General features: G+C 68.7%; 28 protein-coding genes. 18 read left to right on the plus strand and 10 right to left on the minus strand.

Going from position 1 to position 26,260, the window contains the following annotated elements:
- Nucleotides 1-11: 11 nt before the first annotated feature.
- From ABD768_RS40120 to ABD768_RS40140, 5 genes are all read left to right on the plus strand, one after another.
- Entirely contained in the window at nucleotides 12-743 is a 732-nt protein-coding gene (locus ABD768_RS40120) for an HAD family hydrolase (RefSeq protein ID WP_343974763.1), read from the plus strand.
- Nucleotides 740-1,282, plus strand: a complete 543-nt coding sequence (locus ABD768_RS40125) for an AAA family ATPase (RefSeq protein ID WP_343974766.1) — start codon at nucleotides 740-742, stop codon at nucleotides 1,280-1,282. Before ABD768_RS40120 ends, ABD768_RS40125 begins: the two co-directional genes overlap by 4 nt.
- 226 nt (nucleotides 1,283-1,508) lie before the next feature.
- On the plus strand, nucleotides 1,509-2,954 hold the full coding sequence (gene purB, locus ABD768_RS40130) for an adenylosuccinate lyase (protein WP_343974769.1): 1,446 nt from the start codon (nucleotides 1,509-1,511) through the stop codon (nucleotides 2,952-2,954).
- A gap of 3 nt (nucleotides 2,955-2,957) precedes the next feature.
- Nucleotides 2,958-3,314: a hypothetical protein gene (locus tag ABD768_RS40135; protein WP_343974772.1), complete on the plus strand. Its 357-nt coding sequence runs from the start codon at nucleotides 2,958-2,960 to the stop codon at nucleotides 3,312-3,314.
- Between the two features lies 1 nt (nucleotide 3,315).
- Nucleotides 3,316-3,717: a hypothetical protein gene (locus ABD768_RS40140; protein WP_343974775.1), complete on the plus strand. Its 402-nt coding sequence runs from the start codon at nucleotides 3,316-3,318 to the stop codon at nucleotides 3,715-3,717.
- On the opposite strand, the gene ABD768_RS40145 is transcribed toward ABD768_RS40140, so the two are convergent.
- Nucleotides 3,701-4,180 (minus strand): ricin-type beta-trefoil lectin domain protein, encoded by a 480-nt coding sequence (locus ABD768_RS40145; RefSeq protein WP_343974778.1) that lies wholly within the window; start codon nucleotides 4,178-4,180, stop codon nucleotides 3,701-3,703. The genes ABD768_RS40140 and ABD768_RS40145 overlap by 17 nt on opposite strands.
- Entirely contained in the window at nucleotides 4,180-4,668 is a 489-nt protein-coding gene (locus tag ABD768_RS40150; protein WP_344849737.1) for a ricin-type beta-trefoil lectin domain protein, read from the minus strand. The genes ABD768_RS40145 and ABD768_RS40150 overlap by 1 nt, the downstream gene beginning before the upstream one ends.
- 171 nt (nucleotides 4,669-4,839) lie before the next feature.
- Here ABD768_RS40150 and ABD768_RS40155 point away from each other — a divergent pair, with 171 nt between their 5' ends.
- The 4 genes from ABD768_RS40155 to ABD768_RS40170 all read left to right on the plus strand — a co-directional run bounded on the left by ABD768_RS40155 (nucleotide 4,840) and on the right by ABD768_RS40170 (nucleotide 9,176).
- Nucleotides 4,840-6,072, plus strand: coding sequence for a bifunctional glycosyltransferase family 2/GtrA family protein (locus tag ABD768_RS40155; protein WP_344849739.1), 1,233 nt, complete (start codon nucleotides 4,840-4,842; stop codon nucleotides 6,070-6,072).
- Entirely contained in the window at nucleotides 6,072-8,114 is a 2,043-nt protein-coding gene (locus tag ABD768_RS40160; protein WP_344849741.1) for a glycosyltransferase family 39 protein, read from the plus strand. The genes ABD768_RS40155 and ABD768_RS40160 overlap by 1 nt, the downstream gene beginning before the upstream one ends.
- A 14-nt stretch (nucleotides 8,115-8,128) precedes the next feature.
- On the plus strand, nucleotides 8,129-8,665 hold the full coding sequence (locus ABD768_RS40165; RefSeq protein ID WP_344849744.1) for a hypothetical protein: 537 nt from the start codon (nucleotides 8,129-8,131) through the stop codon (nucleotides 8,663-8,665).
- A 91-nt stretch (nucleotides 8,666-8,756) separates the two neighbouring features.
- The gene (locus ABD768_RS40170; protein ID WP_343974793.1) at nucleotides 8,757-9,176 is read left to right on the plus strand and encodes a hypothetical protein; all 420 of its coding nucleotides are present in this window, start codon (nucleotides 8,757-8,759) and stop codon (nucleotides 9,174-9,176) included.
- Here the strand turns inward: ABD768_RS40170 and ABD768_RS40175 are convergent, their stop codons facing one another.
- Together ABD768_RS40175 and ABD768_RS40180 are read right to left on the minus strand one after the other, a co-directional pair.
- Nucleotides 9,177-10,568, minus strand: coding sequence for an FAD-dependent oxidoreductase (locus ABD768_RS40175; protein WP_344849750.1), 1,392 nt, complete (start codon nucleotides 10,566-10,568; stop codon nucleotides 9,177-9,179).
- 66 nt (nucleotides 10,569-10,634) lie between these two features.
- A complete protein-coding gene (locus tag ABD768_RS40180) occupies nucleotides 10,635-11,276 on the minus strand; it encodes a TetR/AcrR family transcriptional regulator (protein ID WP_344849752.1) in 642 nt (213 codons plus the stop codon).
- A 46-nt stretch (nucleotides 11,277-11,322) separates the two neighbouring features.
- On the opposite strand from ABD768_RS40180, the gene ABD768_RS40185 reads away from it, so the two are divergent.
- Both ABD768_RS40185 and ABD768_RS40190 read left to right on the plus strand, forming a co-directional pair.
- Nucleotides 11,323-12,471: an FAD-dependent monooxygenase gene (locus ABD768_RS40185; RefSeq protein ID WP_344849754.1), complete on the plus strand. Its 1,149-nt coding sequence runs from the start codon at nucleotides 11,323-11,325 to the stop codon at nucleotides 12,469-12,471.
- Nucleotides 12,468-13,340, plus strand: coding sequence for a phosphoribosylaminoimidazolesuccinocarboxamide synthase (locus ABD768_RS40190; protein ID WP_344849756.1), 873 nt, complete (start codon nucleotides 12,468-12,470; stop codon nucleotides 13,338-13,340). Before ABD768_RS40185 ends, ABD768_RS40190 begins: the two co-directional genes overlap by 4 nt.
- 3 nt (nucleotides 13,341-13,343) lie before the next feature.
- On the opposite strand, the gene ABD768_RS40195 is transcribed toward ABD768_RS40190, so the two are convergent.
- The gene (locus ABD768_RS40195; RefSeq protein ID WP_344849758.1) at nucleotides 13,344-14,192 is read right to left on the minus strand and encodes a helix-turn-helix transcriptional regulator; all 849 of its coding nucleotides are present in this window, start codon (nucleotides 14,190-14,192) and stop codon (nucleotides 13,344-13,346) included.
- A 50-nt stretch (nucleotides 14,193-14,242) separates the two neighbouring features.
- Between ABD768_RS40195 and ABD768_RS40200 the strand changes: the two genes are divergently transcribed.
- A complete protein-coding gene (locus ABD768_RS40200; RefSeq protein WP_344849760.1) occupies nucleotides 14,243-15,805 on the plus strand; it encodes a tannase/feruloyl esterase family alpha/beta hydrolase in 1,563 nt (520 codons plus the stop codon).
- Here ABD768_RS40200 and ABD768_RS40205 read toward each other — a convergent pair.
- The 5 genes from ABD768_RS40205 to ABD768_RS40225 all read right to left on the minus strand — a co-directional run bounded on the left by ABD768_RS40205 (nucleotide 15,802) and on the right by ABD768_RS40225 (nucleotide 19,534).
- A complete protein-coding gene (locus tag ABD768_RS40205) occupies nucleotides 15,802-16,290 on the minus strand; it encodes a hypothetical protein (protein ID WP_343974814.1) in 489 nt (162 codons plus the stop codon). The genes ABD768_RS40200 and ABD768_RS40205 overlap by 4 nt on opposite strands.
- A gap of 64 nt (nucleotides 16,291-16,354) precedes the next feature.
- On the minus strand, nucleotides 16,355-16,975 hold the full coding sequence (locus ABD768_RS40210) for a CDP-alcohol phosphatidyltransferase family protein (protein WP_344849779.1): 621 nt from the start codon (nucleotides 16,973-16,975) through the stop codon (nucleotides 16,355-16,357).
- The gene (locus ABD768_RS40215) at nucleotides 16,975-18,345 is read right to left on the minus strand and encodes a hypothetical protein (RefSeq protein ID WP_344849781.1); all 1,371 of its coding nucleotides are present in this window, start codon (nucleotides 18,343-18,345) and stop codon (nucleotides 16,975-16,977) included. Before ABD768_RS40215 ends, ABD768_RS40210 begins: the two co-directional genes overlap by 1 nt.
- A complete protein-coding gene (locus ABD768_RS40220; protein WP_344849783.1) occupies nucleotides 18,342-19,016 on the minus strand; it encodes an ABC transporter ATP-binding protein in 675 nt (224 codons plus the stop codon). The genes ABD768_RS40215 and ABD768_RS40220 overlap by 4 nt, the downstream gene beginning before the upstream one ends.
- Entirely contained in the window at nucleotides 19,013-19,534 is a 522-nt protein-coding gene (locus ABD768_RS40225; protein WP_343974826.1) for a PadR family transcriptional regulator, read from the minus strand. The genes ABD768_RS40220 and ABD768_RS40225 overlap by 4 nt, the downstream gene beginning before the upstream one ends.
- 113 nt (nucleotides 19,535-19,647) lie before the next feature.
- Here ABD768_RS40225 and purS point away from each other — a divergent pair, with 113 nt between their 5' ends.
- The 6 genes from purS (at nucleotide 19,648) to ABD768_RS40255 (ending at nucleotide 26,209) form a co-directional block, all read left to right on the plus strand.
- Complete coding sequence (gene purS / locus ABD768_RS40230; RefSeq protein WP_343974829.1) at nucleotides 19,648-19,902, plus strand: phosphoribosylformylglycinamidine synthase subunit PurS; 255 nt, start codon at nucleotides 19,648-19,650, stop codon at nucleotides 19,900-19,902.
- Nucleotides 19,899-20,570 (plus strand): phosphoribosylformylglycinamidine synthase subunit PurQ, encoded by a 672-nt coding sequence (gene purQ / locus ABD768_RS40235; RefSeq protein WP_343974832.1) that lies wholly within the window; start codon nucleotides 19,899-19,901, stop codon nucleotides 20,568-20,570. Before purS ends, purQ begins: the two co-directional genes overlap by 4 nt.
- On the plus strand, nucleotides 20,570-22,705 hold the full coding sequence (locus tag ABD768_RS40240; RefSeq protein WP_344849786.1) for a hypothetical protein: 2,136 nt from the start codon (nucleotides 20,570-20,572) through the stop codon (nucleotides 22,703-22,705). The genes purQ and ABD768_RS40240 overlap by 1 nt, the downstream gene beginning before the upstream one ends.
- The gene (purL, locus tag ABD768_RS40245; protein ID WP_344849794.1) at nucleotides 22,683-24,944 is read left to right on the plus strand and encodes a phosphoribosylformylglycinamidine synthase subunit PurL; all 2,262 of its coding nucleotides are present in this window, start codon (nucleotides 22,683-22,685) and stop codon (nucleotides 24,942-24,944) included. The genes ABD768_RS40240 and purL overlap by 23 nt, the downstream gene beginning before the upstream one ends.
- Nucleotide 24,945: 1 nt before the next feature.
- On the plus strand, nucleotides 24,946-25,641 hold the full coding sequence (locus ABD768_RS40250; RefSeq protein ID WP_344849978.1) for a tyrosine-protein phosphatase: 696 nt from the start codon (nucleotides 24,946-24,948) through the stop codon (nucleotides 25,639-25,641).
- Between the two features lie 70 nt (nucleotides 25,642-25,711).
- Nucleotides 25,712-26,209, plus strand: a complete 498-nt coding sequence (locus ABD768_RS40255) for a DUF1707 SHOCT-like domain-containing protein (protein WP_343974841.1) — start codon at nucleotides 25,712-25,714, stop codon at nucleotides 26,207-26,209.
- The last annotated feature ends 51 nt before the right edge of the window (nucleotides 26,210-26,260 follow it).

The following is a 26,260-nucleotide window of genomic DNA, read 5'->3' on the forward strand; positions in this document are numbered from 1 at the left end:
AGAATCCCCCAGTGGCCCCCACCCGTCCCGCTCCCGACGGTTTCGACGCCATCCCCACCACCGGCCGTTCGGCTCGTCCGCGGCTGGTGATCGCCGACGCGGACGGGACACTGCTCCGGATCAACTCACTCTTCTCGCTGCTCCGCTTCGACGCCCGCCGCCGCAACATCCGCGAACGCGGCGAGACCTTCCTCGCCGACCTGCGGGCCCACCGCGAGCGCGGCGCTCCCCGCGAGTTCACCAACCGCCGGTACTTCACCTGGTGGCAGGACCGCGAGGTCGACGAGGTCGCGAACCTCGCCCTCGACTGGTCGAGCTCAGCGCTCGGCCCACGCAGCTTCTTCCACCCCGGCGTGATCGCGCACGTCGCCAGACACGTCGCCGCGGGCCGCGACCTGGTCGTCCTGTCGGCCTCCTTCCGGCCGGCTCTCGAACCCATCGTCCGGCGCTTCCCGCAGGCCGAGGTGATCTGCACGGAGCCGACGGTCCGCGACGGCCGCTACACCGGCGAGGTCGAACTCCCGCTCGTCGGCGAGGCCAAGCGGCAGGCGGTCTGCGATCTGCTCCGGCGCCGCAACGCGGATCTGGCCGACTCGATCGGGTACGGCGATCACCACTCCGACGCGCCTTTCATGGCGTTGCTGGGGTCACGCGTGGTGATCGGCACCAGGTTCGACGACATCAGCTGGGCGCAGCGTGAGCTCGGCTCCTTCGAGCTACTGGACCCGGGCGGCAGCGAGTGAGGCTCGCGCTGGTCGGTGCGCATGGCGCCGGCAAGACGACCTTGGCCAATGCGCTGCACGCTCAGACCGGGATCGGCGTCGTCCAGCTCAGTCCGATGCGGGATCCACGACCGGGTCATCGGAAGGAACTGGCCGACTGCTCGGCTGCGGAGATCTGCCAACTCGCAGTACGGCGGTCGTGGGAGCGGGTGCGGGGCGAGACGGCTGCTCACTCCTTCATCTCGGACGGCTCGGTTCTGCACGAGTGGGCCTATCTGTTGGCCCGCCTTCCTGACAACGAGGCCGTACTCCGCGGCTTCGCCGAGGGGGTCGCCATCGACACGTGGACCACCCTGGGTGAGCGGTACGACCTGATCGTCTGGGTGCCGGTGGAGTTCCCGCTGCCGGCCGATGCGCCGATCACGACCGAGTTCCAGGCGCTGCTGGACAGCTATCTCAACTCGTGGGTGACGGCGAGCGGAGTACCGATTCTCACCGTCCGTGGCTCGGTGACGGAGCGGGTCGCGACCGTTGCTTACTTTCTGCGAGAAGCTGTCTGAAGAAACTTTTCACCCCAGGCAACTTTTCGGGCATTCGGCGCATGTACATAGGTATGCCGACAATGCTGGTTGTGGAGGAGATCGCCCCGGGCGACTCACACCCGATCACACCGCCGCCACCGCCCACCCAGACCCCACCCCAAGAACCCCTCGACCAGTACCTCCGCTGGCTCTGGCGCTGACCTGCCGTGCCCTGTTGACCGTGGGGCGGTGAGGTTGAGAGAGAATGGGGTACGTGCCGACTCCTCGTAAGCCCCGGATCCCGAACGTTCTTGCTGCGCGTTACGCCAGCCCGTCCATGGCGGAGCTGTGGTCACCGGAGTACAAGATCGTGCTGGAGCGGCAGCTGTGGCTGGCCGTGCTCGGGGCGCAGAAGGAGTTCGGCGTCGACGTGCCGGACGGGGTGATCGAGGACTACCGCAGGGTGATCGACCAGGTCGACCTGGAGTCGATCGCGGCGCGGGAGCGGGTCACCCGGCATGACGTGAAGGCGCGGATCGAGGAGTTCAACGCGCTGGCCGGGCACGAGCACGTGCACAAGGGCATGACGAGCCGGGACCTGACCGAGAACGTCGAGCAGTTGCAGATCCGGGCCGGCCTCGAGCTGGTGCGCGATCGCGCGGTGGCGACCGTCGTACAGCTCGGCCAGAAGGCGGCCGACCACGCGGCGCTGGTGATGACCGGCCGCTCGCACAACGTCGCGGCGCAGGCGACCACGCTCGGCAAGCGGTTCGCCTCGGCGGCCGACGAGCTGCTGGTCGCGATCGCCCGGCTCGAGGACCTGATCGACCGGTACCCGCTGCGCGGCATCAAGGGCCCGGTGGGTACGTCGCAGGACATGCTCGACCTGTTCAACGGCCAGGAGAAGCTGCTCGCCGGGCTCGAGTCGGAGGTCGCGCAGCACCTGGGCTTCCGCCGGGTGCTGACGAGTGTTGGGCAGGTGTACCCGCGGTCGCTCGACTACGACGTCGTCTCGGCGCTCGTCCAGCTCGCCGCCGGGCCGTCCAGCCTGGCGACGACGATCCGGCTGATGGCCGGGCACGAGCTGGTCACCGAGGGCTTCAAGGAGGGCCAGGTCGGGTCGTCCGCGATGCCGCACAAGATGAACACCCGGTCCTGCGAGCGGGTCAACGGACTGGCCGTCATCCTGCGTGGGTACGCGTCGATGACCGGCGAGCTGGCCGGCAACCAGTGGAACGAGGGCGACGTCTTCTGTTCCGTCGTACGCCGGGTAGCCCTGCCCGATGCCTTCTTCGCGCTGGACGGGTTGTTCGAGACGTTCCTGACGGTGCTGGACGAATTCGGCGTGTACCCGGCGGTCGTGGCCCGCGAGCTGGAGCGGTACCTGCCGTTCCTCACCACCACGAAGGTGCTGATGGCCGCCGTGAAGAACGGGGTCGGCCGGGAGACCGCGCACGAGGTGATCAAGGAGCACGCCGTCGCGGTGGCGCTCGACCTGCGCAAGGGGACCCCGGCGAACGACCTGTTCCACCGGCTCGGCGAGGACGGCCGGCTCGGGTTGACCGAGGAGCAGATCGTCGGCATCGTCGGCGAGCCGCTGTCCTTCACCGGAGCAGCCGTCGCACAGGTCAACGCGGTCGTCGCCACCATCGACACGCTGGCCAAGCGCTACCCCGAGGCCGCCGCCTACACGCCGGGTGACATCCTCTAGCTCGTGTACGAACCGCTCACCCTGGTCCTGGTGGCCCTGTCGCTGGCCGCGACGATCTTCGCGCTGTCGATCGCCGGGCTGGATCGCCGGATCAACTGGCCGTTGCTCGGCCTGACCGGTGTACTCGAGGTCCTGCTGGTCGGTCAGCTGGTGGTCGGGATCGTCCAGCTCGTCGGCACGGATCGCGATGTCTCCGGCCCGTTCTTCGTCGGCTACCTGATCGGCTCGCTGCTGATCCTCCCGATCGGCGCCCTCTGGGCCCTGACCGAGAGCAGCCGCTGGGGCGCCGGCGCACTGGCGATCGCCTGCATCGTCGTACCGGTGCTCGAGCTCCGGCTGCACGACCTGTGGGCGGTCTGAGATGGCCGACGCATCGGCGACCCGGCACGGCCCGGGCCGCATCCTGATCGCCGTCTACGGCCTCTTCGCCCTCTCGGCAACCGGCCGAGCCGCAGTCCAGATCGCCACCCAGTTCTCCGACGCCCCGATCGCCTACATCCTCTCGGCCGTTGCCGCAGTCATCTACTGCGCCGCCACCTTCGCCCTGGCCAAAGCAACCATCATCTCCCGCAAGGTCGCCACGGTGGCGATCATCATCGAGCTGATCGGAGTCGTCGGCATCGGCGCCTTCAGCTACACCACCCCCGAAGACTTCCCCGACGCCACAGTCTGGTCCCACTTCGGCCAGGGCTACGGCTACGTCCCGTTGGTCCTCCCCATCCTGGGCTTGCTGTGGCTGCGGCGTACTAGCGGTACCAGGTAACCCGAGCTCCGCTGTTGCAGTCGAGCCGCCGGATCCAGGAGTTGCCGGGCAGTATGCCCAGGCAGAGACCGTCATTGGAGAACCTGGTCGGCGTGCTGCCCTGTGCGAAGCCCCATCCTTGCTTCGGATCGTACGGCTGGCCGTTCTTCCACCAGCAGGGGTAGGTCTTGACCTGGCTGGTGTTCGGCAACGCCGCGATGCACCGCTTGAACTGCAGATCCATCAGGTAGTGGTTGTCCGGCGCGCTCTGCCATTGCTGCGCCTCACTCCCGTTGCAGGGCAGCTGAAGTACCGCGAAGTCGTAGCCCTCATTGGTGCCGGTCAGACAGAGCCCGCTGTCCGCATTGACCAGGTTCATCACAAACGGCTCAGTCGGCGGTTCCGCAGCCGCCACCCCGGTGCCGACCATCGCTACCGCAAGCGTCGCGGCTCCGATCGCAGCCAGTCGCCGTATCCCGCCCATCACCGGTACCAGACCGTGGTTGAGCCGCTGTTGCAGTCGAGGGCTCGGACCCAGGAGTTGCCGGGGAGGATGCCTAGGCAGAGGCCTCGGTTGTTGAACTGGGTGGGGTTGCCGCTGAAGTTCCAGGTCTGGGGTTTGCTTGCTTCGTACCAGGTGCTCTCGGGGCCGTTCCACCAGCAGTCCACAGTCTTCAGCTGTCCGGTTCCCAGCAGGGTGCTCAGGCAACGACCGGTCTGGACATCCTTCATGTAGTACGCGGTCCAGCTGCTCTCCCACTGCTGGGAGTTGCTCCCGTTGCACGGCAGTTGGAGCACGGCGAAGTTCTGGCTGGCGTCAGTGCCGGTGAGGCACAGGCCGCTGTTCTGGTTGACCAGGTTCATCCGGAACGGCGGCGGCTGTGGGTCGGCGGTTGCCGTGGTGGTGCCGAGGGTGGTGGCGGCGAGTAGGGCGGTGGTCAGGGCCAGTAGGCGGCGCGTAGTACGGAGCATCAGCTTTCCCCCAGGTGATCGGTCGACCTCTCAACCATGAGGGATGTGGGCTTGTCCGTGGGGTGGGTCTGCCCTGGTGGACGTGGGGGTTGGCGTGTTCGGGCGGGACTCCCAGGGAACTGCCAGGCGTGCACAGGGAGTGGCTAAGGTTCGCTGGACAGTATCGGGGGCATGCAGACATCAGGTCATCCTCGGGTCGAGATCGTCGTACCCGTTCGCAATGAGGAGTACGACCTCGGTCCCAATATTCGGCGGCTGCGCGCGTTTCTGGACAGTGCGTTCCCGTTTCCGGCCGAGGTCTGTATCGCCGACAACGGCAGTACCGATGCCACCTGGGAGATCGGGGCGCTGCTGGTGACCGAGCTGCCGGGGGTCCGGATCGTCCGGATCGAGGAGCCGGGGCGTGGTCGTGCGCTGAAGCAGGTGTGGTCGTCCAGCGAGGCGGAAGTCCTCGCCTACATGGACGTCGACCTCTCGACCAATCTCAATGCACTGCTTCCGCTGGTGGCTCCGCTGCTCGCGGGGCACAGCGACGTGGCGATCGGATCGCGGCTGGCGCGAGGGTCGCGGGTGGTGCGACGGCCCAAACGGGAGGCCATCTCCCGGGGCTACAACCTGTTGCTGCGGGCAACCTTGGGGACGAGGTTCTCGGACGCGCAGTGCGGGTTCAAGGCGATCCGGCGGGACGTCGCCGTCGAGTTGCTGCCGCTGGTCGAGGACACGAGCTGGTTCTTCGACACAGAGCTGCTGGTACTTGCCGAGCGGGCCGGTCTGCGGATCCACGAAGTACCGGTCGACTGGGTCGACGACCTCGACTCGCGGGTCGCGATCGCCAAGACCGTCGTCGAGGACCTGCGCGGGATCGCCCGGCTGAGCAAGAACCTCGGCCGCGGACGGATCCCGCTCGAGTCGGTGCGGCAGGCATTCGGCCGGCCCCCGATCGCCGATCCGCGGACCGCGCTCGCTGCTCGCGTACTGCGCTTCGCCGGCGTCGGCGTGGTCAGCACGCTCGCATACATCCTTCTGTACCTGGCTTTGCGGCACGCGATGCCGGCCCAGGTCGCAAACGTCCTCGCCCTGCTGATCACCGCGATCGGTAACACCGCACTCAACCGCCGCGTCACGTTCGGCGTACGGGGTGTGGAGAACCGCACCAAGCACCAACTGCGCGGACTGGTCACCTTCGGCATCGGCTGGGCGCTGACCGCTTCCGCGCTGTGGCTGTTGCACACGGCGGTCGCAGTACCGGCACACAGCGTCGAGATCGTCGTCCTGACGGCCGCCAACCTGGCCGCGACGATCGTCCGGTTCAGCCTCTTCCAGGCCTGGGTCTTCGACGACGAGGCGCCAACCTTCCCCACTCTCGAACCCCCGGCGGTTCTCGACAGCACCCGGAGCAATTGATGAGCACTCTGACCGAACCGACGACAGCGGCGCCGTCGCGCGCCGAACGCAGCCGGCCGGGGGCGCGCGTCACGGCCTACGCGATCAGCCGCGACAAGGCGCTGTTCGGTGGCCTGCTGGTCCTGACCGCGATCGCCTACCTGTGGGGGCTCTCGAAGAACGGCTACGCCAACGAGTTCTATGCCGCCGCCGTGCAGGCGGGCTCGACGAGCTGGAAAGCCTGGTTCTTCGGGGCGTTCGACTCGTCGAGCTTCATCACCGTCGACAAGCCGCCGGCCTCGCTGTGGGTGATGGGGCTGTCCGGACGGATCTTCGGCTTCGGCGTCTGGAGCATGCTGATCCCACAAGCGCTGATGGGCGTGGTGAGCGTCGGCTTCGTGTATGTGTCGGTACGCCGCTGGTTCTCGGCCAATGCCGGGTTGCTCGCGGGTGCCGTGCTGGCGCTGACGCCGGTGGCCGTGTTGATGTTCCGGTTCAACAACCCGGACGCGTTGCTGATCCTGCTGCTGGTGATGGGCGCTTGGGCGGTGACCCGGGCGATCGACTCGGAGAAGTACGCGTGGCGCTGGATGGCGCTGGCCGGGGCGCTGGTCGGCTTCGGATTCCTGACGAAGATGCTGCAGGCGTTCCTGGTCCTGCCGGCCTTCGGTCTGGCGTACCTGGTCGCGGGCAAGCCGGCGCTGGGGAAGCGGCTGGTGCACAGCTTGATCGCGCTGGCTGCGCTGATCGTCAGTGCAGGTTGGTGGATCGCGATCGTCGAGTTGATCCCGGCGTCGGCGCGGCCGTACATCGGTGGGTCGTCGACGAACAGCATTCTCGAGTTGACCCTTGGCTACAACGGGCTCGGCCGGTTGACGGGTAACGAGACCGGGTCGGTCGGCGGTGGCGTCGGCAACCCCGGATGGGGTGGCGCGACCGGGTTGCAGCGGTTGTTCGGTGGTGAGTTCGCGAGTCAGATCGCGTGGTTGCTGCCGGCCGCGTTGCTGGCGACCGCTGTGCTGATCGTTGCTGCGGGCAAGGGTGGACGGACGAATCGGACGCGGGCCTTCGCGATTCTGTGGGGCGGTTGGCTGCTGGTGACCGGGCTGGTCTTCAGCTTCATGCAGGGGATCATCCACAGCTACTACATGATCGCGCTGGCGCCGGCGATCGGTGCGTTGGTCGGTGCGGCGGCGATGGTGCTGTGGCGGCGGCGTAGTGAGTGGCTGGCCCGGGCGACGCTTGCGGGTGGAGCGTTGCTGACAGCCGGTTGGAGCTTCTCGTTGCTGAACGCGACGCCGACGTGGCAGCCGTGGTTGCGGTGGACCGTGCTGATCGTCGGTGTGGTGGCTGCTGGGCTGGTGCTGGTGCTGCCGGAGTTGACGCTGCATCGGACGGCGGTACGGCGTACCGGGCTGTTCGCGGCGACGCTGCTCGCGTTGACGGCGCTGGCCGGGCCGGCGGCATACTCGGTGCAGACGATCAGTACGACACACGCCGGCGCGATCCCGTCGGCTGGGCCCGCTGGTGCGGGTGGCCGTGGTGGGTTCGGCGGTGGCCGGATGGGCATGCCTCCTGGGCGGGCCGCCAATGGTGCGCCTGGAACGACTACTGCACCTGGCACCACGACCGCACCTGGTACTACCGGGCAGGGCGCTCCGACTGGGCGCACGCAGGGTGGCGGTGCGATGGGTGGCTTCCTTGGCGGTGGCGGGATCAGTGGGGTCTCCAGTGATCTGGTCTCGCTGTTGCAGCAGGGCGCCAAGGGGTACACCTGGGCGGCTGCGGCGATCACCTCCAATGCGGCGGCTCCGCTGCAGATCGCGGCCGAGGTCCCGATCATGTCGATCGGCGGCTTCAACGGAACCGATCCGGCGCCGTCGCTCGCCGAGTTCCAGCAATTGGTTGCCCAGGGCAAGGTCCACTACTTCGTCGGCAGCTCCGGCGGCGGCTTCGGCGGCGGCCGCGGCGGCACCTCGAGCGAGATCAGTACCTGGGTGGCGCAGAACTACACGGCGCAGACCGTCGGCGGCACCACCATCTACGACCTCAGCAGCAAGTGAACGGGAGCAGGAGAATGACTGAGACAACCAACGACACGAGCGCTCCGGTACCGCAGTGGGTAGGGGGTGCCCAGCACCAGCCACCGCCCGGTGCACCGACTCCGGCGCACACCGGTGGACCGATTCCGGCGCAGACCGGTGGTCCGGCGGGGCCGGGTGAGCCTGGCCAGGCTCCGTACCAGGTCCAGCAGCAGGCTCCGGAGAAGTCCGGCACGAAGCGGCCGAGTGGGCTGGTGCTGGCCGGGGCTGGGTCGTTGCTGGCGGTGCTGGCCTTCCTGGGTGGGACTGCGGTGGGGCATGCCTGGGGTGACGGCAGTGGGACCACGCCGACGCAGGGTGGGCCCGGTGGTGGATTCCCACAGTTCCCGGGGCAGGGGCAGTTCCCGGGGCAAGGGACCGTACCGGGGCAGGGCCAGCAGGGGACGGTGCCGCAGCAAGGCCAGCAGGGGACGGTGCCGCAGCAGGGCCAGCAAGGCGTCGTACCGGGGCAAGGGACCGTACCGGGGCAGGGGCAGCAGGGGACCGGGACCGGGCAGACTCGGACCAGTTAGTCGGGTGGTCTTGAGCGTGTCGGCCGTGTCTTGGGATGCGGGCGACACGCTCAAACGTTCGTTGGAGTGAATTGCGGGGTAAGGATCGGGCGTGGAATGGTCGAACGTCACCTGGTTCCTGACCGCGCTCGGGGCGGTCGTCGTGCTGCTGACGCGTGTCCGGCTGGGCGGTGATCCCGAGGGCACGTCCCGCTCCAGCGGTGTGGCGAGCTTCTCCGCCGCCTTCGTCAAAGTGCACACGACCGTCGGTGTGCTGACCCTGATCGCCTGGATCGTTGCCATGGTCACCGGGCGCAAGGAGATCGCGATCGGCGCGCTGGGCGGGTGGTACCTGCTCTCCCTGGTCGGATTGTTGCTGCTGGCCCGCTGGCTGCCGAGCGCGAGCAAACACGCGAGGGACAAGGCGACCGACGCCTGGGGCAGCGGCGCCGGCCTGTCCTTGCTCGGTCACCTCGGCATGGTCGTCGGCAGTGCGTACTTCACCTTCGTCACCTTCACCGACCGGCTCTGACTACGACGGCAGCAGGCGCAGTCGCAACGCGCGCAGTACGGTCTGCGGGCGGGAGAGCACGCTCGGATGGTCGAGCATCGTGGTCACCCGGGCCGACTGCAGGCCCAGCCCGGGATCCAGCGCCGCGGCTCGTGCCACGAGACCGGATCTCCACTGGGCCAGGCGATAGCCGCGCGGGTACGGACCGTCCACATGCGGCAACTCCAGGTCGGCGAACGTCGACACCCGCCACGCGGCGTCGACGACCAGCCGTACCTGCTCGAAGTACTGCCGAGCCGGCTTGTCCAGCGCCGGATCGGACCGCAGATAAGCGGACAAGCACGACGCGTGCAGCGTCGCCGACGTCATCCCCTGCCCATAGACCGGATTGAACGACGCGACCGCATCACCCGCGACGATCAGCCTGGCGGGGAAGCGCTTCAGCCGGTGGTACTCGCGGCGTCGGCTGTCCGCCTGGTGATAGGTGATCACGTCGCCGAGCAGCTCGCCATGGTCCGCGATCTGCCCGAAATCGGGCGGGAAGTCCTCCCGGCAGCGCTTCTTGAAGTCGCCGAGGTCACGGGTCGGCCGATCGTCGCCGTAGCCCGCGACCAGTACCAGCCAGCGATCTCCCTCGACGGCCAGTACGCCGCCTTGCCGTGGCGTGACCATGCGGCCGGCCTGGTTCTGCGCGATCGAGATCCCGACGTCGCTGATCTTCGGGTCCCGCCGGAACAGCGCGCTCGCGTAGTTGAGTTTGATCGGCATTCGCAGCATCGGCGGCTGCGGCCACCCGGCCGCGCCGAGCCAGTCACTCAGCCGGCTCGACCGTCCGGTCGCGTCGACCACCAGGTCCGCGGCCTCGACGACCAATTCGCCGCCCGCCGGTTGGTACCGGACCGCGCTCACCCGATCGCCGTCGAACTCGAGTCCGTCCGCCCTCCCGTGGACGACCTTGATGTTCTCGATGGCCAGGGTCCGTCGCCGCACGTGGTACTCGAGAAACGGCCGCGTGCTCACCAATGACTGACCGAGCGTGCCGGCCGGCGCCTGTGGGGCCATCACGCCGTTGAAGTAGTTGCGGATCTGCTCCGGCGGCGGATCCACCGCGCCATCCGCGAGCGCGGCGGCGGTGAACCCGGCGAACCATCGATCGAGTTGCGCATGTCCGGCCGGTAGCAGCGCATGTACCTGACTGCCCTGCGGTACGCCGGGGCGCGGCAACGCCGACTCCTCGGACCCGTCCCGCTCGATCACCAGTACTTCGTCAGCGTGGTCGCTCAGCACCCGGGCCGCCATCAGCCCCGCCATGCTCCCGCCGAGCACGATCGCGCGACGGAGCAGAACGCGTGTCTCCGCGGGCGGCTCCGAGGTCGCGATCCGGGCGAAGCGCTCCGCGATTGACTGTGCCATCTGGCCCCCAGGCGCTAAATACGGAAGTGACTGCCACTTTAGAGTCGGTGCCGGTAACTCGTTGTGCTAGGCGTGTCGCAATCCGCTCAACAGGGCGGCCAGGCTCTGCCGTACTCCGCTCTCGAAGGCCTCGGCCGACAGCGTCGTACCGGCGCCCGCGACCCGGTCGTAGAGCAAGCCGTCCATCATCGCGGCGACCGGCCAGGCGACGGTGTCGGCGTCCGGGACGCCCAATGCGGCGAGCAGGTCGGCGAGGCCTTCGCGGAGGAGTCGGCCGCCCTGGGTGATCGCGTCGCGCAGCTCTGGTTGACGGCTGGCCTCGAGGGAGAGTTCGTAGCGGGCGATGAGGTCGTAGGGGCGGTCGCGGGCCAGGTCGACGACCATGCGGACCAGGAGCTCGCGTAGCTCGGCGTCAGACGGCGGACCTGCGGGCGGGGTGGGGGATGGGTCAGTGGGGCGGTCTGTGGACGGCGGCCCCGCGGGCGGCGAGTTGCGGGCGAGGTCTCGCTCGAGCATGCGGTTGACGCAGGCGGTGAGTAGGGCGCCGCGGGTGCGGAGGTAGTACGAGGTGGAGCCCGGTGGGAGGCCGGCTTGCTCGTCGACCGCGCGGTGGGTGAGGCCGCGCAGGCCCCGGGTCGCCACGAGTTGGATGGCCGCGTCCGCGATGGCGGCCCGGCGGTCCTCGCCGAGCGGCACCTTTTTCGTCACGCGCATACTCTACTCATCCGGACTCTACAGATGTAGAGTCGGGAGCATGAGGACAGCGATCGTGGTGGGAGCGGGGATCGGTGGGGTGACGGCGGCCGTCGCACTGGAGCAGTGCGGCTGGCAGGTCACGGTGCTGGAGCGGTCGGCGGAGCTGGGGGAGGTCGGAGCGGGCATCTCGGTCTGGCCGGGGGCTGCTGCGGTGCTGGAGGAGTTGGGTGTCGAGGGGGTCGCGAAGGCCGCGCGGCTGGGGGAGGCGGCCGGGATGCGCCGGTGGGACGGGCGGTGGATCGTCGAGGCGGCCGAGCTGGGGATCGAGCTGCCGGTGATGCTCCACCGAGCCCAACTCCACCAGCTGATCACCGATCGGCTCGGCCCGGCGGTGACGATCCACACGGGCGCGACGGTGACCGGCCTAACGCAGGACGCGGACGGGGTCACGGTTACGGCAACCAGGGTGGGGTCGGGTGGTGCGGCGTCGGGCGAGGCAGGGGCTGGCGGCCTGGAGCCGGGTAGTGCGGAGTACCGGGCGGAGTTGGTGGTGGCTGCTGATGGGATTCGGTCGGGCATTCGTGGGTTGCTGGCTCCGGAGTACCAGGGGCCTCGGTACTCGGGCTATACGGCGTACCGGGGGATCGCCGAGCTGGAGGTCGAGGACAGTGGTGGTGAGACTTGGGGCCGTGGGCAACGATTCGGGTTCGCGAAGCTGATCGACGGCCGGATCTATTGGTATGCAACGGCTAATCGCGAACCGGGCGGTGCCGATGACGACGTAAAGACTTTGTTCGCCAACTGGCATGAGCCCATTCCGGCGTTGCTCGCGGCCACGCCGAACGTGCTGCGGAACGACATCTACGACCTGCCGACCCCGCTGCTCCCGTTCGTCCACGGCCGTGTGCTCCTGCTCGGCGACGCGGCGCACGCGATGACGCCGAACATGGGCCGCGGCGCCTGCTCAGCGATCGAGGACGCCGGTGCGCTCGCCCGCGTACTACGCGCAGGCAAGGACCTGACCGCGTACGACGCCGAGCGCCGCCCCGCGACGACCAAGCTGGTCAAGCGCTCGCACCAGATCGGCGTACTCGGCCAACTGGACAGCAAGTTCGCCTGCACACTCCGTGACGCCGTCCTCTCCGTGGGCGGCAAAACAGCCGGATTGCTGGCCAAGCGTCGCAAGGTGGAACAATCGCCGGTGTGATCACACCTCCGCAGGCTGTCGAGATCCCCGGTGCGAAGCATCTCCACTCCGGCAAGGTCCGGGATCTGTACGAGCTGGAGTCGGGCAATCTCCTGATGGTCGCGAGCGACCGGATGAGCGCGTTCGACTGGATCCTGGACACGCCGATCCCGGACAAGGGCAAGGTGCTGACCGCGATGAGCCTGTGGTGGTTCGAGCAGCTCGACGTGCCGAACCACATCATCTCGACCGATGTGCCGGCCGAGGTCACGGGCCGGGCGGTGATCTGCGAGAAGCTGGAGATGCTGCCGGTCGAGTGCGTCGCCCGCGGCTACCTGAGCGGCTCCGGCCTGCTCGACTACAACGCGACCGGCGAGGTCTGCGGCATCCCGTTGCGCGCCGGACTGGTCGAGGGATCCCGCCTGGACGAGCCGATCTTCACCCCGGCGACCAAGGCCGACCTCGGCGAACACGACGAGAACGTCTCGTACGACGCGGTCGTGGCGACCGTCGGCGCCGAGCTGGCCGGCGCGCTGCGGAAGCTGACGCTCGACATCTACTCGCAGGCACACGCGACCGCCGAGCAGCACGGGATCATCCTGGCCGACACCAAGTTCGAGTTCGGCACCCGCGCGGACGGGACGATCGTGCTCGCCGATGAGGTCCTCACGCCGGACTCCAGCCGCTTCTGGCCGGCCGCGGAATGGGCTCCGGGCAAGCAGCAGCCGTCGTACGACAAGCAGATCGTGCGCGACTGGCTGCAGTTCGACTCGGGCTGGGACCGGCACTCGGGGGAGGCGCCGCCGCCGTTGTCGGCCGAGGTGATCGAGCGGACGCGGTCGGCGTACATCGACGCCTACGAGCGCCTCACCGGCCAGAAGTTCAGCTAGGACTCACCAGACGAAATCGTCGCTGAGCTTGGCCAGCGCGCGCAGCTTCTCCTCGTCGGCGCCGTCCGGATCGGCGGTGAAGACGGCGAGGAACTGCGACCGGTCGGCGTCGACGACGAAGTCGCTGTTCAGCTCGAGCGGGCCAACCTCCGGATGGTTCAGGTGCAGCCGCGGCCAGTCCTGCGCGAAGACCGGATGCTCGGCCCATACCTCGGCGAACTCGGAACTCTTGCCCAGCAAGGTGTTCACCAGCGCGCCCGCCTCCGGCGCTGACGGATCGGCGCCGTGCGTCGCGAGCACCTCGGCAACGATCGCCCGGCCGATCACCGCGTGGTCCTGCACCGCGTAGAGCTCGCGCTCCGCGGGTTCGAGGAACCATCGATACGCCCAGTACCTGCGAAAGCCGCGGAACTGGGAGTGATCCCCGAAGACGGCGATCGCCAGCCGGTTCTGGACGAGCGTCTGGCCGAGGTGGCTGCAGATCTGCGCCGGGGTGTGTTCGAGCTGCCGCATCACCCGGACGAGGTTGTCGGCCGGCCGGTCGTGCAGGTACTGCGGAGGGTTGGGATACCCGGCGATCCGGAACAGATGATTGCGCTCGTCGTCCGACAGCCGCAGCGCCTCGCCGAGCGCATTGAGTAGCTGCTCGGACGGCCGCGGGCCGCGCTGCTGCTCCATCCGGCTGTAGTAGTCCGTCGACAGACCGGCCAGCTCCGCGACCTCTTCCCGGCGCAGCCCGCTCGACCGGCGGCGCGGCGCCCGGGGCAGGCCGACGGCCTCCGGCTGGAGTTGCTCCCGACGGGTTCGCAGGAAGTCTGCGAGCAGCGCCCGGTTCAGGGTGGGCTGGATCACAGGACAAAGTATCCCTGGTTGCCCGCACCGCCGATTGATGTGGTGGTGCCATGAAACGAATCCTGACCATCTTGGCGGCGGTCGTCCCGCTGGCCGCGCTGATGCCGCTGCCCGGCAGCTCAGCAGCGACCACCGCAGCCAGTACCGCCACTGCTTGCACCACCGTCTCCATCAAGGCGCCGCAGGGTGTCCGCATCGACTCGCTGACCGGTGTCGACCAGCCCGGCGGCACAGTCGTCATCCCGCCCAACCCGCCCTTCCCCAGTGGCCCGGTCACCGGCGTACCGGCGTACTGCGAGGTCACTGTCCAGCTCAGCCACCCGGGCGCGGGTGATCACGTCAAGACCGTGGTGTGGCTGCCCAAGACGGGCTGGAACGGCAGGTTCCAGGCCCTCGGTGGTAGCGCCTACCAGGCCGGTGAGTTCGGTATCCCGTGGGTGAACGCAGTGAAGGCCGGGTACGCCGTTGCCTCCACCGACGCCGGTGTCGGCCCGTCCCCGTTCACCGCGGACGCCTGGGCGCTCAAGGACGGCAAGGTCAACCAGGCCCTGCTGCTGAACTTCGCATCCCGCTCCCTGCACGACCTCGCGACCGTCGGCAAGGCAGTCACCAACCAGTACTACGGACATGCCGCCAACTACTCCTACTGGACCGGCTGTTCGACCGGTGGCCGTCAGGGGTACATCGAGGCGCAACAGCACCCGGACGACTTCGACGGCATCCTCGCGCAGTCGCCGGCCGTGAACTGGGATCGCTGGGGTGTGGCCGCGATCTGGCCGGCCGTGGTGATGAACCAGGAGCACACGTACCCGACGGCCTGTGTCTTCGACGAGTTCAACAAGGCCGCGGTGCAAGCGTGTGACTCGAAGGACGGGGTGGTCAACGGTGTCATCGACCAGCCGCAGAAGTGCACCTGGGCGCCGGAGCGGCTGGTCGGCAAGACAGTGCTCTGCGATGGCAAGCCGGTGACGATCACTGCCGCCGATGCCCGGGTCGTTCGCAAGATCTGGGATGGGCCGCGTGGGCTCTGGTACGGGTTGACCCGCGGTTCCGCGTTCGACGGGCTGGCTGCCACGGCGGATGGGAAGGCGGTGCCGTTCGTAGTACCGGACAGCTGGGTGCGCGACTTCCTGAAGCTGGACCCTGCGTTCGACACCAGCACGCTCACCTACAGCCAGTACGCCAAGCTGTTCCGGCAGTCCGAGGCGCAGTACAACGAGGTCATCGGTAGCGACGACCCGGATCTGTCGGCCTTCCGGCGCTCCGGTGGCAAGCTCCTGTCGTGGCACGGGCTCTCGGACTCGCTGATCCCGGCGCTGGGCACTGTCGACTACCGCAAGCGGGTCGAGCGCGAGCTGGGCGGCAGTACTCGGGTGAACGACTTCTACCGCCTCTTCCTGGCGCCGGGGGCCGGGCACTGCGGCGGTGGCATCACGCCGACCGACCCGCTGGCATCGCTGGTCAAGTGGGTCGAGCAGGGGCAGGCTCCTGCCACGTTGCCGGCGGCAACCGTGGATGGGACGGAGCGCCGCGACCTGTGCGCTTACCCGAGCGTTTCGAAGTACAAGGGGTACGGAGACCCGAAGCAAGCGAGCAGCTACCGCTGTAGCTAGAAGAGGCTGACACCCAGCGCAAGGGTGATGAAGCGGGCGGCGCGGCCGGCCAGGACGGACAGGGAGAAGGTGACTACGCCCATCCGGCTCGCGCCCGCTATCAGCGCCACCCCGTACAGGGGTGGGATGCCGACCGACGAGCTCAGCAGCGTGACCGGGATGCCCCAGCGCCGGTCGCTGAGCGCGTCGAGCAGGCGCTTGCTGACATCGCGGTTCCACTGGACGAACCGGCCGCGGCGGGTCCCGAGGTCGACCGGCTTGGGTGGCTTGCCCTTCTTCGCCGCATAGCCCGGCCGGTACCGCACCGCCAGGAACATCGCCACCTTGCCGATCGTCTGCCCGATCGACACCCCGATCGCGGCGACCACCGGATCGAGCTTGCCGGAGGCACCGACCCCGAGCACGTAGACCTCGGCGTTCAGCACAGGGATGACGGCGGACCCGATCCCGAATCCGATCGCCAGCACCAGTTGCCAAACCCACATGACCTCGAGGCTATGTCCCATCCCGGCCCTCGGCACGGGACTTAGCACCACTGTGCCCTGTCATCTACTTCACAGCCGGTACTGCGGGCCGCCGCCCCCGCACGATCGCGACCAGCCGCTCCAGCGACACCACCTTGACCACCACGCCCGCGAGCGCCACCTCGTACGGCAGCCAGGCGGCGTCGATGAAGGAGGCGATCAGCAGCGACACCACGACGGCTCCGGTGTTCAGCGCCTTGGCCACCTTGGACCAGTTCCAGCGGTAGATGTGCCGGTCGATCCGGTAGAAGTAGTTCGGGCTGATGCAGTCCGGCCAGAGCAGGAACGCCAGCGACAGCATCGTGTCGAGCACCCCGAACTGGATCAGGAAGATCGCCAGCGGCCCGATCACGGTCGGATAGGTGGCCATGAACGCCGCGGCGAGCAGGAAGCAGCAGGCCCGGTCGCAGACGATGTCGAAGACGGCGCCCGCGATCGTCTCCTCGTCGCGATGCCGCGCGACCGCTCCGTCGGCGATGTCGCCGATCCAGTACGCCGCATAGCCCGCGATCAGCCAGGCGAGGTCGCCGGTCGCGAAGGCCACCGTCGCGATCAGCATCGCCAGGACGGTCCGGGCCAGCGTGATCCGGTTGGGCAGCCCGAGCAGGAGTCCGGGCTTGTGCACGACCATCGGCGCGGTGCTCATCAGGCGGCCCGGAGGTTCTCGGGCGCCAACGCGTCCTGGACGTGATTCCGCAGTACGTACCCCGCGAGGTGGGCTCCGAGGAGGCCGAGGCCGGCGCCGACAGCGGCCAGCAACAAGCCGCTCAGGACCAGCAGCAACGGCCCGAAGCCCCCTCTGCTCAACCCCTGGAAGCTGATGGCGGGACCCATCACGAAGCCGAAGAACAAGCCGACCGCGAGCGCGGGACAGGCGGCGACCGCGAGTTGGCGTTCGAGGACCTGGCGCAGGAACCGGGCATCGACGCCGAACGCGGTCAGGCAGGCGAGCTGGCGACGGTGGTCGACGAGCTGGTCGGTGACGCCGACGAGCAGGACGACGAAGGCCGTCGCGACGATCAGGCCCAGACCGACTGTCGCGAAGGCGAAGCCGGTCAGATAGAAACCCTCGTTGGTCGACTCGACCGGGACCCGGCCAAGGTTCTGGCGGAGGTTCTCGTCGAGCGGGATCGGCCTCACGATCAGGTCCAGGATGTTGCTCGCCAGGAATCCGACCACCAGGCCACAGCAGCCGAGCAGGGTGCTCATCCGGCCGGTCGGCCGGGAGTCTGCGACCAGCCGTGCTCCGGCGAGCACATTGAGTGGTGCGGCGGACCGGATCAGGCGGCGTCCGATGCCGACGGTCATCCGTGAGCCGCCCAGCAAGGCGAAGACCGGTAGTACGAGCAGGACAAGGGCATAGCCGATGCCGAACGGCCCAGCGATCAACAACAGTGCCAGCAGGATCGTTGCGAGGGCTATCGCCAGCCGCAGACCGTTGGGGTACGACATGGGCTCGGCCGGGCTGCGATCGATGGTCAAGGACCAGCCGATCATCGCTCCGACTGCTGTAGTGAACAGGACACAAGCCAGCCAGGCCGGCAGGTCGAACAGGTCGGCTCCCGGTAGCAGCCTGGCCATCCGTGGCAGTGTCGCGAACACCAAGCTCAGGGCCAGGTAGATCGGTGCCGCCAGCAGGCCACCGGCAAGTCCTGCCAGTGCGGCGTCCGCCGCGCCCAGCTGCTTGATCTGCCGAGGCGTTCCGCCTGCCAGCCGTACTGCGGTCAATCGCCGCTCGCGTGCCGCGACGCCGATCCGCAACGACTGACCGGCCAGTCCTGCCGCAAGGACGGCCAGGATGACGAACACCGTGATGACGCCCGGTCGAAGGCCTTCCTCGGCCAGGTAGTTGCTGTAGGTGGACTTCGGCAGATCGCCGGGGCCGAGCCGGCCGATCCGGAGGGCGCCGATCACCAGGGCACCGGACAACCCGACTGCCACGGTGGTGAGCCGGATCCTGCTGCGGTCGGCCGGAGTACGGGACCGGGACAGTTGGATGGCGGCGGAGAGCTTCATGTGAGCCTCACTTCGTGCTGGATCACGCCGTCGCGGATCCGGACCTCGCGGTCGGCGACGGCGGCGATCAGGTTGTCGTGGGTGACCATCACCAGCGCGGCCCCGCGATCACGGGTCGCTTTGAGCAGTACGTCGAGCAACTCCTGTCCGGCCCGGCTGTCCAGACTCCCGGTCGGCTCGTCGGCGAGTACGACGGCCGGACCGGTGATCAACGCCCGGGCCACGGCAGCTCGCTGGGTCTGACCTCCGGACAGCTCGGCCGGGGTGGCTTCTGCCTCGTCGGCGACCCCTACCTGGTCGAGCCACTCGATAGCCGACGTACGCGCCGCTTGGCGGCTGTGGCCGTCCAGTAGAAGCGGTAGAGCGACGTTGTCGGCCAGCGACAGGTCAGGGACGAGTTGGCCGAACTGCAGGACCACACCGATACGGCTGCGCCGGTACTTGCTGCGCTCCTCCTCGGTCAGCGCCGACAGGTCTTGCCCGTCGACCCTCACCGTCCCGCTGTCGGGCTGGAGGATGCCGGCCGCGCAGTGCAGCAGGGTGGACTTGCCGCCGCCACTGGCTCCCGTGATCGCGACCACCTCGCCTGACGCGACGGTGAGAGTGACGCCGCGCAGGGCGACGTTGCGGCGGTAGCTGTACTCGACGTCACGCAGTTCCAGTGCAGTCATCGGCGGGGCTCCTTCTGCTCGGTGATGCGCTCCATGACGCTGTCGAGCCAGCGCAGGTCGGCGTCGAGATGGGCGACCGTGTACTCGCGGACCAGTGGTGAGGTGGGGTCGTCCCCGGTCGGGGTGGCGTTGAGTTCGCGGATCCGGCGCAGGTGGCTCGCCCGCTGCCTGGCCAGGAACTCGGTCGGGTCGCCTCCGGTCCGTACGGCGGCGACCAGCTTGCGGAGCATCTCGTCAGCACTGCCCCAGGCCGGTGGTACCGGATCGAGCAGCCAATCGGCGAGGTGCTTGCGGCCCTTGTCGGTGATCGCGTAGACGGTCCGCTCGGGCCCGCCCTCCGAGCCCCGGTCGACCACCTCGGCCAGGCCGTCGCGGGCCAGCCGGCCGAGCGTCGTGTAGACCTGCCCGAACGCCAGTGGCCGGTTGTCCGGGAACCAGGCGTCGTGGCCGCGCTTCACGTCGTACCCGTGCGCCGGGCCGTCGGCCAGCAGGCCCAGAACAAGCTCCGCGGTTGCCATGCGATCGACTATACACACGATGTATGTACTGAGTGAATAGTCGCCGATGCGGGCAGATCGGGCGGTGGTCGGTAGGATTCAGGCGTCATCCCCGGTCCGAACCAGGAGTTTCAGTGGCTCGCGTTGTCGTCGACGTCATGCTCAAGCCCGAGATCCTCGACCCGCAGGGCAAGGCGGTGCACGGCGCGTTCGGCCGGCTCGGCTTCGACGGCGTGGCCGATGTGCGTCAGGGCAAGCGCTTCGAGATCACCCTGGACGGTGAGGCGACCGAGGAACGGGTCGCCGAGATCCGCAAGGCGGCCGACACGCTGCTGGCCAACCCGGTGATCGAGGACTACACCCTGCACGTCGAGGCAGACGTCCAGTGAAGATCGGGGTCGTCACCTTCCCCGGCTCGCTGGACGACGCCGACGCCCGCCGCGCGGCAGCCGTCGCCGGCGCCGAAGCAGTCGCCCTCTGGCACGGCGACGCCGACCTGCACGGGGTCGACGCGGTCGTCCTGCCGGGCGGCTTCTCCTACGGCGACTACCTGCGGGCCGGCGCCATCTCCCGGTTCGCGCCGGTGATGGAGACCATCATCAAGAAGGCCGGCGAGGGAATGCCGGTGCTCGGCATCTGCAACGGCTTCCAGGTGCTCTGCGAGTCGCACCTGCTGCCGGGCGCGCTGATCAAGAACAACCACCGCAAGTTCATCTGCAAGGACCAGCCGCTGCGGATCGAGAACAACCGCACCGCCTGGACCAGCGACTACGACGCGAACCACGAGATCACCATCGTGCTGAAGAACCAGGACGGTGGCTTCGTCGCCGACGAGGCCACCCTGGACCGGCTCGAGGGTGAGGGCCTGGTCGTCGCCCGCTACCTGGACGACAACCCGAACGGCTCGTACCGCGACATCGCCGGGATCAGCAACGAGCGCGGCAACGTGGTCGGCCTGATGCCGCACCCCGAGCACTGCGTCGAGACCCTGACCGGCCCGAGCACCGACGGCCTCGGCTTCTTCACCTCGGTTCTGAAGGCCGTAGTCGCCTCCTGATGAGACCACCTGGAGTACGGCGGCTGCTGTCGGCCGCCGCCGTCCTCCTCGCCGCCTCCGCGTCGGCAGCCGGTACGGCGAACGCTGCGCCGGTCCCCGCTGAGCCGGCTCTCACCGGGTCGGCGCTGGCCAGCCCGGCGCTCAGTGAGCCGGCCAAGGTGATTGTGGTCGGGGTGCCGGGGTTGAGCTGGAACGATGTGAAGGCGTCGCCTGAGCTGACCGCGCTGGTCGGTCAGGCGAACGTCGGCTCGATCACCGTGAAGACCGCCGGTCCGCACACCTGCCCGATCGACGGCTGGCTGACCATCAGCGCGGGCACCCGCGCCTGGGGCAGCGTCCCGGACCAGCCCTGCGGCGACCTGCCCACGGTGACTGACGGCAAGATCCAGAACTGGCAGACGTACGTCGACCGCCAGGCCGAGCACCACACCGGCGCTCCGCTCGGCCGACTGACCGCGAGCCGTGACCGAGTCTGCGGCTTCGGCCCCGGCGCTGCGATCGCCACCGCGGCACCCGACGGCACGGTCGCCACCTGGAAACCGGCCTTCGACCGGGAGACCTTCGACGACAACTGCAGTGACGCGATCATCGACGCGGGCGCGCTCCCGCTGCGCGAGGGCCGCGACGAAGCGCGCAAGAAGGTCGCCGATCTGGTGCGGCAGGCCCAAGACACCTCGCCGGTCGCCTGGGTCCTCCTCGTCGGTATCAGCCAGGAGACCGCCAACGCGCACCAGGAGCCGCTGGTCGCGATGCAGTTCCCGCCGGCCGACGGTCCGCGCTGGCTCACCAGTGACTCGACTCGACGCCCTGGCCTGATCCAGCTGACCGACGTCACCGCGACCGTGCTCCGCGGCGTCGGCAAGGAGCTCGACCCGGCGGGCGAAGAGCAACCCGGCCCGCTCGACGGCAACCAGCTCGCCGTCGACGGCGACCGGCACGACCAGAGCGGCGCGGCAGGCAAGTCCACGGCCTCGGTGATCGAGGACCGGCTGGACACCAACGAGCGGTTCGAGCATCCGCGGCCGGTGCTGATCGCCGTCGCGATGACCTTGCTTGCGGCGCAGTTGATCGCCCTCGGGTGGTTTCTCAAGACGCGGAGCCGGCGGGCTCGTAGTACGAGTGAATTCACGTTGCTTGCCCAAGGCGGGTTCTTCATCGCGGTCTTCCTCTCCACTGCGACCGTGTGGTGGCGCTGGCCGTCGCCTGGGCTGTCCCTGTACTTCGTAGTGCTGGCGATCAGCGCTGTGTTCGCAGGCGTCGCCCGAGCGGTCCTGAAGCAATGGGCCGCGCTGGGGATCCTGCTAGCGGCGTACCTGATCCTGCTGGTCGACGGAGTGCTCGGTACTCCGCTGCAGTTCGGCAGCATGTTCGCCGACGGACCGGTGATCGGTGGACGCTTCTACGGCTTCGGCAACTCGACGTTCGCGACCCTGGCCGTCGCAGCCCTCGTCACGGCCGGATGGGTCGCGCAGCGGCTGCTGGACCAGAGCAGGGTGAAGGCGGCGCTCGCAGTACTGGCTATCGGCGGCCTGGCGATCATCGTGGACGGCAAGCCCGGCTGGGGGACCGACTTCGGCGGCATCATCGCGCTGACTCCCGCAGTACTGCTGCTGGCCTGGCTGACCTGGCGTGGTGGCATCACCCTCAAGGCACTGGTCGGCATCGGGGTCGCGGGCGTGCTCGCGGTGTCCGCTGTCGCCTTCCTCGACTTCCTCCGGCCGGAGGACCAGCGCAGCCACTTCGGTACGTTCGTGGCGCGGCTGCTCGACGGTGACGTGAGCGACGTACTGATCCGCAAGCTGCAGATGGCCCTGGCCTTCTTCCACACCCCGGCGGGCTGGTTCATGCTCGCCGGAGTCTTGCTGGCCATGTATGCGAGCGTCTGGCCGGACAAGGTGCCCTTCGAGGCGTACCGCCGCTTCTACGCCAGCCGGCCGATGGTCCGGCCGACACTGCTCGCGCTGTCGACCTGTGGTCTGGTCGGCATGCTGCTGAACGACGCCGGGGTCGCCCTGCCCGCGATCATGACCGGCTTCACCCTGCCCTTGCTGGTGGCCCACCTGCTGGCCGCTAGCGTTGTACCCGAGTCCCACCTAGTTCAGGAGTCATCAAGTGTCGACCGACACCGTCAGTAACGCGACCAGTACGCCGGACGTGGAGCAGCCGTGGGCGGAGCTCGGGCTGAAGCCGGACGAGTACCAGCGGATCCGCGACATCCTGGACCGGCGGCCGACCAGCTGCGAGCTGGCGATGTACTCGGTGATGTGGAGCGAGCACTGCTCCTACAAGTCGTCGAAGGTGCACCTCAAGCGCTTCGGTGAGATCCCGCAGGAGACCCCGGCCGGCAAGATGCTCGCGGGCATCGGCGAGAACGCCGGTGTGATCGACATCGGCGAGGGCTACGCGGTCACCTTCAAGGTCGAGTCGCACAACCACCCGTCCTACGTCGAGCCGTACCAGGGCGCTGCGACCGGCGTCGGCGGCATCGTCCGCGACATCCTGGCGATGGGCGCCCGCCCGGTCGCGGTGATGGACCCGCTGCGGTTCGGCCCGCTGGACGCGCCGGACACCAAGCGCGTGCTGCCCGGCATCGTCTCCGGCGTCGGCGGCTACGGCAACAGCCTCGGCCTGCCGAACATCGGTGGCGAGGTCGTCTTCGACGCGACGTACCTGGGCAACCCGCTGGTCAACGCGCTCTGCGTCGGCGTCATGCGGCACGAGGACCTGCACCTGGCCAACGCGACCGGCGTCGGCAACCAGATCATCCTGTACGGCGCCAAGACCGGCGGCGACGGGATCGGCGGCGTCTCGGTGCTGGCGTCGGAGACCTTCGCGGACGGTGGGCCGACCAAGCGTCCCGCGGTACAGGTCGGCGACCCGTTCATGGAGAAGCTGCTGATCGAGTGCACGCTCGAGCTGTTCGCGGCCCGGATCGTCGAGGGCATCCAGGACCTCGGTGGCGCCGGGCTGTCGTGTGCGACCTCCGAGCTGGCCAGCGCGGGCGACGGCGGTATGCACGTCTCGCTCGACAAGGTGCCGCTGCGTGACGCATCCCTTGCTCCGGAAGAGATTCTGATGAGCGAGTCGCAGGAGCGGATGATGGCGGTCGTCACGCCGGCCAACGTCGAGCAGTTCCTCAAGATCTGCGAGAAGTGGGACGTTCAGGCCGACGTGATCGGTGAGGTCACCGACACCGGATTGCTGCAGATCGACTGGCACGGCGAGCGCGTGGTCGACGTACCGCCGCGGACCGTCGCGCACGACGGCCCGGTCTACGAGCGTCCGTACGCGCGGCCGGCCTGGCAGGACGAGCTGCAGGCCGACGGCGCCGAGAAGTTGCCGCGAGCAACGACTGGCGAGGAGCTGCGGGACACCCTGCTCAAGCTGATCGCCTCGCCGAACCTGTGCGACAAGTCGTGGGTCACGGACCAGTACGACCGGTACGTGCTCGGCAACTCGGTGCTCGCGCAGCCCGAGGACAGCGGGATGATCCGGGTCGACGAGACGAGCGGCCTCGGCGTTGCAGTCTCCACCGACTGCAACGGCCGCTTCGCCAAGCTCGACCCGTACACCGGCGCCAAGCTCGCGCTGGCCGAGTCGTACCGCAACGTCGCCACCACCGGCGCTCGCCCGGCGGCGGTCACCGACTGCCTGAACTTCGGCTCGCCGGAGGACCCGGGCGTGATGTGGCAGTTCACCGAGGCCATCCGTGGCCTGGTCGACGGCTGCATCGAGCTGGGTATCCCGGTCACCGGTGGCAACGTGTCGTTCTACAACCAGACCGGTGAGACGCCGATCCTGCCGACGCCGGTGGTCGGCGTACTCGGTGTCATCGACGACGTCACCCGCCGGACCCCGATCGGTTTCACCGCCGAGATGGAGGGCCACCAGCTCTACCTGCTCGGCGAGACCGAGGAGGAGCTGTCGGGCTCGGAGTGGGCGCACGTCATCCACGGCCACCTCGGCGGTCGCCCGCCGGCGGTTGACCTGGCCCACGAGCAGCAGCTCGCGGACATCCTGATCAACGCCTCCCGCGACGGTCTGATCGACGCGGCGCACGACGTCAGCGACGGCGGTGTCGCCCAGGTACTGGTCGAGTCTGCTCTTCGCGGCGGCGTCGGAGCCCGCGTCTGGGCGCCGGACGGCCTCGACCCGTTCCTGTTCCTCTTCGCCGAGTCGGCCGGCCGCGCGGTCGTCGCCGTACCGCGCACCGAAGAGATCCGGTTCACGGACATGTGCACCGCTCGCCGCTTCCCGCACACCAAGATCGGTGTCGTCACCGGCGAGTCCCTCGACGTACAGGACCAGTTCGAGGTCTCTCTGGCCGATCTCCGCACCACCTGGTCCGCGACGCTGCCGGCCGCTCTTGGCTGACGTGAGCCGCGACCTCGACTGGGACGGCGCGGTCAACGCACGGGATCTCGGTGGACTGCCGGCTGGGTCGGGAACGATCCAGCCGGGCCGGGTCTATCGGTCAGCGCGCCCGGACCTGCTGACCGACACCGGGTGGAAGCAGCTGGCCGAGGCGGGCGTCGGTACCGTGATCGACCTGCGGAACGACTACGAGCGGCTCGAAGTACGGGTGCTCGATGTCATTCAGCACCACCCGATCGAGGACCCGCAGGACGCCGAGTTCATGGCCGTGTGGGGTGACCGGCTGGACAGCCCGGCGTACTACTCCGAGGTGCTCCGGCGCTGGCCGGGGCTGGTCACCTCGGTGTTCGCCCGGATCGCTGACGCCCCGGAGGGCGGCGTACTGGTCCACTGCAAGGCCGGCCGGGACCGTACCGGCATGATCATCGCGATGCTGCTCCAGCTGGTCGGCACCCCGGTCGCCGACATCCTCGACGACTACGAGCTGGGCCTGCGGACCATCAACGCGTACTACGAGGCGACTCCCGCGGCCGGCGAGACGCCGCTGGACCCGGACGCGCTCGAGCAGCACTGCGCGGACAACTGCCTGGCGATGGTCGCGTTCCTCGGGTCGACCGATGTCGCGGGGTACCTGACCAACAGCGGCCTGACCTTCGAACAGCTCGACCGGCTCAGGGAACGGCTGACCCTTCCCTGATCTGTCTCAGCTCCGGTTGGGTGTTGCCCTCATCGCTGGCACACTCGGGAAGAAGGAGTGGGGTGTGAGGATGACCGATCGGTACAAGGGCCGTCCGCGGGCTGACCTGGCGAACCTGGCCGGTATGGCCGCGGCAGCCGGGCAAGAGGCGCGGGCCGTTGCCGCGCGCCGCCGCATGCAGCCGCTGCGCCTGACCGACGAGGAACGCCACCTCGCCATCGACGAGCTCTCCGAGCAGTTCGCCATCGGCCGCCTCGACGAGGTCGAGCTCCACCGCCGCGTCGACATCGCCAACGAGGCCGTCACCCACGCCGACCTCCAACCCGCCTTCCACGGCCTCCCACAGCCGGCTCTCTACACGCCCACCCCACGCCAACCAGGCCGCTGGCGCTGGGCCGCCTTCATCGGCGCAGTCTGGCTGGCCCTGCCGTTCTTCCTGACCGGCCTGGTCTTCCTGGTCTTCGGCCGCGAGATAGCCGCCGCAGTCTTCGCCGTACCGGCCCTCGCCTGGACCGCCGTCATCTGGCGCTGGGCCAAAGCCCCCACCCGCCGCTCCCGCCGCTCCTGACTGCAGCAACCTGCAATCGGTCCGTCGCCGCGGTGACCGTCTGAGCTGGGA

The sequence above is a fragment of the Kribbella ginsengisoli genome, assembly GCF_039537185.1.
GTDB classification, from domain to species: domain Bacteria; phylum Actinomycetota; class Actinomycetes; order Propionibacteriales; family Kribbellaceae; genus Kribbella; species Kribbella koreensis.

Bases quoted from the DNA above. Each gene is read 5' to 3' on its own strand.
- purB (WP_343974769.1), top strand. From the start codon at position 1,509: ATGGGGTACGTGCCGACTCCTCGTAAGCCCCGGATCCCGAACGTTCTT.
- ABD768_RS40140 (WP_343974775.1), top strand. From the start codon at position 3,316: ATGGCCGACGCATCGGCGACCCGGCACGGCCCGGGCCGCATCCTGATC.
- ABD768_RS40145 (WP_343974778.1), bottom strand. From the start codon at position 4,180: ATGGGCGGGATACGGCGACTGGCTGCGATCGGAGCCGCGACGCTTGCG.
- ABD768_RS40150 (WP_344849737.1), bottom strand. From the start codon at position 4,668: ATGCTCCGTACTACGCGCCGCCTACTGGCCCTGACCACCGCCCTACTC.
- ABD768_RS40155 (WP_344849739.1), top strand. From the start codon at position 4,840: ATGCAGACATCAGGTCATCCTCGGGTCGAGATCGTCGTACCCGTTCGC.
- ABD768_RS40160 (WP_344849741.1), top strand. From the start codon at position 6,072: ATGAGCACTCTGACCGAACCGACGACAGCGGCGCCGTCGCGCGCCGAA.
- ABD768_RS40165 (WP_344849744.1), top strand. From the start codon at position 8,129: ATGACTGAGACAACCAACGACACGAGCGCTCCGGTACCGCAGTGGGTA.
- ABD768_RS40175 (WP_344849750.1), bottom strand. From the start codon at position 10,568: ATGGCACAGTCAATCGCGGAGCGCTTCGCCCGGATCGCGACCTCGGAG.
- ABD768_RS40185 (WP_344849754.1), top strand. From the start codon at position 11,323: ATGAGGACAGCGATCGTGGTGGGAGCGGGGATCGGTGGGGTGACGGCG.
- ABD768_RS40200 (WP_344849760.1), top strand. From the start codon at position 14,243: ATGAAACGAATCCTGACCATCTTGGCGGCGGTCGTCCCGCTGGCCGCG.
- ABD768_RS40205 (WP_343974814.1), bottom strand. From the start codon at position 16,290: ATGTGGGTTTGGCAACTGGTGCTGGCGATCGGATTCGGGATCGGGTCC.
- ABD768_RS40210 (WP_344849779.1), bottom strand. From the start codon at position 16,975: ATGAGCACCGCGCCGATGGTCGTGCACAAGCCCGGACTCCTGCTCGGG.
- ABD768_RS40215 (WP_344849781.1), bottom strand. From the start codon at position 18,345: ATGAAGCTCTCCGCCGCCATCCAACTGTCCCGGTCCCGTACTCCGGCC.
- ABD768_RS40220 (WP_344849783.1), bottom strand. From the start codon at position 19,016: ATGACTGCACTGGAACTGCGTGACGTCGAGTACAGCTACCGCCGCAAC.
- ABD768_RS40225 (WP_343974826.1), bottom strand. From the start codon at position 19,534: ATGGCAACCGCGGAGCTTGTTCTGGGCCTGCTGGCCGACGGCCCGGCG.
- ABD768_RS40240 (WP_344849786.1), top strand. From the start codon at position 20,570: ATGAGACCACCTGGAGTACGGCGGCTGCTGTCGGCCGCCGCCGTCCTC.
- ABD768_RS40255 (WP_343974841.1), top strand. From the start codon at position 25,712: ATGACCGATCGGTACAAGGGCCGTCCGCGGGCTGACCTGGCGAACCTG.